Source organism: Terriglobales bacterium, from assembly GCA_035457425.1.
Taxonomy (GTDB): domain Bacteria; phylum Acidobacteriota; class Terriglobia; order Terriglobales; family Acidobacteriaceae; genus JACPNR01.
The window spans coordinates 1-6,600 of sequence record DATIBR010000005.1; the positions used below are offsets into that span (position 1 = coordinate 1).

At 68.3% G+C, this 6,600-nt stretch carries 6 protein-coding genes; 5 read left to right on the top strand and 1 reads right to left on the bottom strand.

What is annotated here, in order from left to right; genetic code table 11:
- The first annotated feature begins 411 nt into the window (after nt 1-411).
- On the top strand, nt 412-996 hold the full coding sequence (locus tag VLA96_00285) for a hypothetical protein (protein HSE47625.1): 585 nt from the start codon (nt 412-414) through the stop codon (nt 994-996).
- Nucleotides 997-1,040: 44 nt separating this feature from the next.
- Here VLA96_00285 and VLA96_00290 read toward each other — a convergent pair whose 3' ends face one another.
- Nucleotides 1,041-2,282 carry a hypothetical protein gene (locus tag VLA96_00290; GenBank protein ID HSE47626.1) on the bottom strand — a complete coding sequence of 414 codons (1,242 nt, stop codon included), beginning with the start codon at nt 2,280-2,282 and terminating at the stop codon, nt 1,041-1,043.
- 263 nt (nt 2,283-2,545) lie between these two features.
- Here VLA96_00290 and VLA96_00295 point away from each other — a divergent pair, with 263 nt between their 5' ends.
- From VLA96_00295 to VLA96_00310, 4 genes are all read left to right on the top strand, one after another.
- Nucleotides 2,546-3,289 carry a sigma-70 family RNA polymerase sigma factor gene (locus tag VLA96_00295; GenBank protein HSE47627.1) on the top strand — a complete coding sequence of 248 codons (744 nt, stop codon included), beginning with the start codon at nt 2,546-2,548 and terminating at the stop codon, nt 3,287-3,289.
- A complete protein-coding gene (locus VLA96_00300) occupies nt 3,286-3,945 on the top strand; it encodes a zf-HC2 domain-containing protein (protein ID HSE47628.1) in 660 nt (219 codons plus the stop codon). The genes VLA96_00295 and VLA96_00300 overlap by 4 nt, the downstream gene beginning before the upstream one ends.
- 145 nt (nt 3,946-4,090) lie before the next feature.
- Nucleotides 4,091-5,566 carry a hypothetical protein gene (locus tag VLA96_00305; protein ID HSE47629.1) on the top strand — a complete coding sequence of 492 codons (1,476 nt, stop codon included), beginning with the start codon at nt 4,091-4,093 and terminating at the stop codon, nt 5,564-5,566.
- A gap of 17 nt (nt 5,567-5,583) precedes the next feature.
- Nucleotides 5,584-6,537, top strand: coding sequence for a hypothetical protein (locus VLA96_00310; protein HSE47630.1), 954 nt, complete (start codon nt 5,584-5,586; stop codon nt 6,535-6,537).
- Nucleotides 6,538-6,600 lie beyond the last annotated feature (63 nt).

The window sequence follows — 6,600 nt, forward strand, 5'->3', positions numbered from 1 at the left end:
AGGTTGCCGCCGCCCCCGCCGTTGCCGCCGCCGCCGGTGTCGCCGCCGGCCTGCAGGCCGCGGCAGCCGTTCGCCAGAAGGGCCAGGATGAGCAGCAACAAAGACAGCACGAACGCCCGCAGAACCCTTTTGCGCATCAAGGACTTGACCTCTTCATTTCTTCTTTGGGAGACAGGCCGTATGTGGCGCGACGAAAGGCTCCAACCCTGGCCAGAGGCGTCCGTCGGCGCACAATCGGTTACTGTAAGGAAGGGTTTGTAGAAGCGGAGGTTGCCTGAGCTCCCGCTGCGGGGGGCCGCCCCGCTCCGGCCTCGGCCCGGGTGGCCGGCTGCAAAAGTAACCAAACAGGCCGGTTTCGTCATCTCAAGGACAGGCCCCAAGCACTTCAAAGAAGGCAAGGACGTTCCCCACATGACGCTACGTACGCTGGCTGTCGTCGTGCTGGTCGCAGCGGCAGCGACCGCGCAGAGCTCGGTCGCGGAGCTGAACCTGACGCTCGCGCAGCTGGAGCAGACCGCGCAAACCACCAACCTCGACCTGGCGAAGCTGCGGATCGAAAAGTGGAAAGGCGGCGGAGAGGCGCGGCAGCAGTACCAGGCGAACGCGGACGCGCTCTCGCGCAACCTCTCGGAGTCGCTGCCGCAGCGCATCGCGGAGCTGCGCAGCGCGCCGGAGAACCTGGCCGCCAGCTTCAAGCTGTATCGCAACGTGGACGCGCTGTATGACGTGCTGAGCGCGCTGACGGACGTGGCCTCGGGGGCGGCGCCGCAATCGGACTACAACGCGCTGGTCGCCGACGTGAAAAACCTGGAAGCGGTGCGGCGTTCGCTCGCCGACCGGCTGGAGGCGCTGGCGACGCAGCGCGACCTGGAGCTGGCGCGGCTGCGCACCGGCGGGAAGACGGCGGCGACGTCGAAGAGCGGCGCGAAGAAGATCGTGATCGACGACACCGCGCCGCGGACGACGCGGAAGAAGAAAACGACGACGCCCCAGTAGGTGGGCGAGTCGCTCCGGCCGGCTGAAGCCGGCGCTCCTGAGTCTCAGTACATCTCCACGCCGCGGTCCTTCAGGCGGATGATCTCGTCGAGGGAGCGACCGTCCTTGAAGCGGCGCACGAACTCGGCGCTGACGCCGTGGTCGCGCGCGCGCACCAGGTCGTCGAGCTGCGCCTGCGGGAAGTGCGTGCGGATTTCGGAGATGTACGACATGTGCACGCCGTGGTCCTTGAGGCGGATGATGTCTTCGAGCTGCGCGTTGGGGAAGACAGTCTTGACCTCGCGGACGAAAGTGGCGCTGACGCCGTGGTCGCGCAGGCGCACCATCTCCTCGAGCGGCAGCTTGTAGCCGGCGTCGCGCATGGAGGAGATGAACTCGCCGGTGACGCCGTGGTCGCGGACGCGGACGGCTTCTTCCACCGTGATGTTGGTGTAGCCGGCCTGCTTCAGGGAGGCGACGTAGTCGGCGCTGACGCCGTGGTCGCGCAGGCGGATGACCTCCTCGAGCGAGCGCTGGCCGCCGCCGAGCGAGCCGAGCTCGCTGATGAAGCGTGCGGTGACGCCGTGGTCGCGGGCGCGCAGCAACTGCTCGGCGCTGAGGTCGCGGTAGCCGGCGTCGTGCAGCTCGCGGATGTAGCGCGGGGTGACGCCGTGGTCGCGCATCTTGGTGAGCGTGCCGACGTCCCGGAAGGTGTAGCCGGCGGCCTTCATCTCGCGGACGTAGTCGACGGTGACGCCGTGGGTGCCCAGGCGGACGAGCGCGTCGGTGTCGTAGGGCGCGTAGCCTTGCGCCTTGAGCTCGTCAACCAGCGCGAACTTGAAATCGCTGAACGCGAGCTGGAACTGCTGCCGGGGCGTGACTTCGCCGAAGCCGCGGCGCTTCATCTCGGCGTTGAACTGCGGGTTCAGGACCAGCTGGTAGTGGCCGGACGCCTGCCCGTGTCCTGCCCAACCCTCGCCCTGGAAGGTACCGGCGTCGCCGACGAGCTGGAAGGTGACGTGTTGGCCCTGGGAGTCGAGCTGCTCGCGCGTGAGGCCCTGGAAGGAAGCCAGCGGCATGGTGCGGCCCCAATTGCTGAAGCCCGACCAGCCGCCGTCGCGGCGGGTGCCACGGTACTGCATGTTGACGTTGACCTTGGCGGGATCGTCGGCGGAGAGCTCGAGCGTCCAGGAGCCGGTGAGCGGCGGCATCCCGCCGTCGTCTTCCTTGGCGACCAGGCCGATGGCGCCGGCGAGCAGCAGGACCAGTCCGGCGGCGACTTGCCAGAATCTCTTGTGCGCAAACATAGATACCCCCAGTCTGGGCTGATAGACGGCGCAGGGCAAGGAACGTAAGCCACTGATCGTGGGACGGATGGGCGGCAAGAAATGTCGCGTAACCCGTTCTATTCTCAGACGTCTAACGGGCAGGTAGGAAGCCCTCGACGGGGGAAACCGGGAACTTTCCCTCCCCGGGCGGGTTCTATGCCGGTGAGGTCCCAAAGAAGGGACCCGCGGCCTGGAAGTAAGTTGTGAGGGCGCTCGCATCCTGCTAATTTGGGGACGAAGCCATGAAGCCGATGGCGGGAGCAGGGCAGTTGGGCGAACTGGTCAGCGCGTTAGCGGTTCGGTCGGAAGAAGCTTCGGTGGTCGCGGAGCTGAAGTCCGGCTCGGAAGAGGCGTACGCCTGGCTGATCGCTCACTACCATCAGCCGATCTACAGCGTGGTGCACCGCATCCTGTCGGATCCGGCGGATGCGGCGGACACGACGCAAGAGGTGTTCCTCAAGGTCTTCCGCGGGATCAAGCGGTTCGACGGGCGGGCGAGCCTGAAGACGTGGATGTACCGGATCGCGATCCACGAGGCGTCGAACCAGCGGCGCTGGTGGTTCCGGCACAAGAGCCGCGAGACCTCGATGGACGCGGAGGAGTACGCGGACGCGAACGGGCGGACGCGGCAGACGCGCTCGCTGGAAGAGGCGCTGGCCGACCACGAGCACACGCCGTTCGAGAACCTGGCGCACGAGGAAGTGCGCGCGCGGGTCGAGATGGAACTGCGGCAGGTGCCGGAGCCGTACCGCACGGTGGTGGTGCTGCGGGACATCGAGCAGCTCTCGTACGAGGAGATCGCCGAGGTGCTGGAGACGAGCCTGGGCACGGTGAAGTCGCGGCTGATGCGCGGGCGCGCGGCCTTGAAGAAGCGCCTGGCGCGCTACGTGCGCGAGGCGGGAGAGAGTTTGGGCCTGGAGTCACCGCAAGAGCGGCCCTTGAAGAAGTCGAACCGGCTTGCGGATGAAGTCGAGGTAACAAAATGACCTGCAACGATATCCAATCGCGGCTGTCTTCGTACGTCGACACTGCCCTGCCGGGCAGCGAGCAGCGCGCGGTGCGCGAGCACCTGGAAGCTTGCGCGGTCTGCCGGTCGGAGCACCAGGGACTGGAGCTGACGCGGCAGCTGGTGGCGGCGGTCGGGCGGCGGAAGGCGCCGGCGGACCTGGCGCTGCGCATCGAGCTGGCGCTTTCGCGCGAGCGCGCGGAGCGGCAGCGGCGGACGCTGGAAGCGTTCGCGCTGCGGCTGGAGGACTCGCTGCGCGGGCTGATGTTCCCCGCCGCGGCGGGCGTGTTGAGCGCCGTCATCTTCTTCGGCCTGCTGATCGGGTTCTGGGCGCTGCCGGTGGTGGTGAACGACCCGCCGCTGCCCAGCTTGAGCTACACGCCGCCGCAACTCACCGCCATGCCGCCGGAGTCGCTGGGAGGCGACGGCAACGCCATCGAGGTGGAAGCGCTGGTGGACGCCAACGGCCGGGTGGAGGATTACCGCATCCTGACCGAGGGCGTGGACGCGAAGGCGCTGCAGCCGCAGCTCGACAGCATCATGATCTTCACGGTGTTCGAGCCGGCGAGAGCTTTCGGGCGGCCGACGCAGGGGCGCGCGGTCATCTCGTTCGCCAGCATCAACGTGAAGGGATAGACCGCAGACTTCCGGGGCCGGCCTTTGGGCCGGCCTTTGTTGTTGGCGGCGACTCTCTAGTAAACTGAGCAGGTCGCTCCCACCTTGAGACATGTTTTCGGAGGCACTTCTGGGCTCTCTTCCCCGCTTTGTCGCCCTGGCGGCGTTGGCGCTGGGGCTTTCGACCGGCGCGGCGGCGCAGCAGCAAGCCATGATCCGGCTGGATTCCAGCGAGCCGGTGTTCGCGACGCTGGCGGCGCTGAACGCGTGCGGCTATGACGCCGAGCTCTCGCAGAGCGACCCGCTGCGCGCGCGCGTGCGGGGCGAGATCGCGCAGAACGTGTCGCACTCGGCGGAGGCGCAGGCGGCGCAGCAGCGCGTCTGCGCGTTCTACGCGGACCACGCGGCGAACGACCCGAGCCGCAACCTCGCGCAGTACATGTCGCTGGCGCTGTACCTGACCGAGCCGCCCAGGTTCGAGCTGACGACGCGCGCGGCCGACCTGCCGCCGGACGCGGCCTACGTGCTCGGCTTCCTGCCCCTGCTGCAGAAGTTCTACGACGCGGCGGGCGTGCACGCGGTGTGGCAGCGCCACCAGAAGGACTACGACGCGCTCATCGAGCGCTACGGCGAAGCGGTCGGCAAGATGCGCTTCGACACCGACATCTACCTGAAGCTGGCATCCGCGAATTACGTGGACCGGGCATTCACGGTGTACCTGGAGCCGCTGGAAGCGCCGGGGCAGGTGAACTCGCGCAACTACGGCGCGGATTATTTTTTGATCATCTCACCGGATGCGAAGGGCGAGATCCCGATGGCGCAGGTGCGGCACACGTACCTGCACTACGTGCTCGACCCGCTGGCGCTGGGCCGGACGAACGCGATGCGGCGGCTGGAGCCGCTGCTCGACGCGGTGCAGACGGCGCCGCTCGATGAGAGCTTCAAGTACGACGTGTCGCTGCTGGTCACCGAATCGCTGATCCAGGCGATCGAGGCGCGCACGCTGCCGGGCGGCAAGGCGGCCGAAGCCAGGCGCCTGCAGCACATGCAGAACGCCATGCGGCAGGGCTACATCCTCACGCACTACTTCTACGAGGCGCTGGAGAATTTCGAGAAGGGCGCGCAGGGGCTGAACGCGGCCTACGGCGACATGCTGCACTACATCCTGGTGGACACCGAGAAGAAGCGCGCGCGGGAGATCACGTTCAGCAAGGAAGCGGCGCCCGAGGTGCTGGGCGCGAAGCGCGTGAACCCGTACGAGAAGACGCTCGAGATCGCGGAGTCGCGGCTGGCGGCCGGCGACGTGGCGGGCGCGCGCAAGTACGCGCAGGACGTCTTCGACCAGAAGAGCGGGGACCCGGCGCACGCGACCTTCATCCTGGCGCGCTGCGCGGTGATGGACGGGCAGGTGGAGACGGCGCAGAAGTTCTTCCGGCAGACCATCGAACTGGCGCGCGACCCGCGCATGGTGGCGTGGTCGCACATCTACCTGGGCCGCATCTTCGACATGCAGAACGCGCGCGACGAAGCGCTCACGCACTACCGGGCGGCGCTCTCGGCGGGCGACCCGCGGCCGGAGACGCGCAAGGCGGCCGAGCGCGGCATCGAACAGCCCTACGCGCCGGCGACGCCGCGGCAATGAAGAAAGGACCTGGTTTCATGATGCGAACGCTCGCTTCCCTGCTCGTGCTCGGCGCCATGGCGCTGGCGCAGACGACCACGGCGCCCGCCGGAGGGGCCGCCAAGCCGCAGCCCACGTCCCCGGCGCCAGCGACCGCTCCGGCGGCGGCGCCGGCGCAGCCCGCCGGCACCAAGCGGCTGCCGCAGGCGAGGACGCAGGAGGAGTTCGACGCGTACAACGCCATCCGGCGGATGGCGACGAGCGCGGAGGCCGAGAGGGCCGCCGACGAGTTCGCGAAGAAGTTCCCCGAGAGCGAGCTGCGCGGGCCCATCTACCAGGGCCTGATGGACGCCTACCAGGGCAACAACCTGGCCGACAAGGCGATCGAGATGGGGCGGAAGTCGCTCACGTTCGATCCGGACAATCCGGTGGTGCTGATCCTGCTGGCGAGTGTGATCGCCGAGCGCACGCGCGAGGGCGACCTCGACCGCGACCTGCGATTCGAGGAAGCGGTGAAATACTCGCAGCATGGGCTGGAGAAGGTGGACAGCGACATGGTGGTGCCGGCCAACACGCCGCCGAAGCTGATCGACGAACGGCGGCAGCTGCTGAAGTCGATGGCGCACGCGGCCATCGGGTTCGTCGAGCTGAACCGGCATAACGACGCCGCGGCCGTGGAGCACCTGCGCATGGCGGGTCAGCTCAACACCGTGCAGCCGGACGCGATGGTGTACCTGCGGCTGGCGATCGCGCTCGACCACCTGGAGCGGTATCCCGAGGCCTTGGAAGCGACGAAGAAGGTGCTGAGCCTGTCGCCGACCGGGACGGTGGCCGACCTGGCACGGCGCGAGAAGGAGCGGCTGGAGAAACTTCTCGCGAGCGCGGCGCCGGCGCCGAGCGCCGCGCCGCAGGTGACGCCGCCCGCGCCGGCGAATCCCGCGACCACACCGCCGCCGCAGAACCCGCCGCCCGCCGACAAGCCCAAGCAGTAGCCGAACGATGAAGCCGCACGACGCCGCCGCGCTGGAAGCCGCACTGGGGCACAGCTTCGCGCG

Coding starts and splice junctions, on each gene's coding strand:
- VLA96_00285 (HSE47625.1), top strand. CDS start 412: ATGACGCTACGTACGCTGGCTGTCGTCGTGCTGGTCGCAGCGGCAGCG.
- VLA96_00290 (HSE47626.1), bottom strand. CDS start 2,282: ATGTTTGCGCACAAGAGATTCTGGCAAGTCGCCGCCGGACTGGTCCTG.
- VLA96_00295 (HSE47627.1), top strand. CDS start 2,546: ATGAAGCCGATGGCGGGAGCAGGGCAGTTGGGCGAACTGGTCAGCGCG.
- VLA96_00300 (HSE47628.1), top strand. CDS start 3,286: ATGACCTGCAACGATATCCAATCGCGGCTGTCTTCGTACGTCGACACT.
- VLA96_00310 (HSE47630.1), top strand. CDS start 5,584: ATGATGCGAACGCTCGCTTCCCTGCTCGTGCTCGGCGCCATGGCGCTG.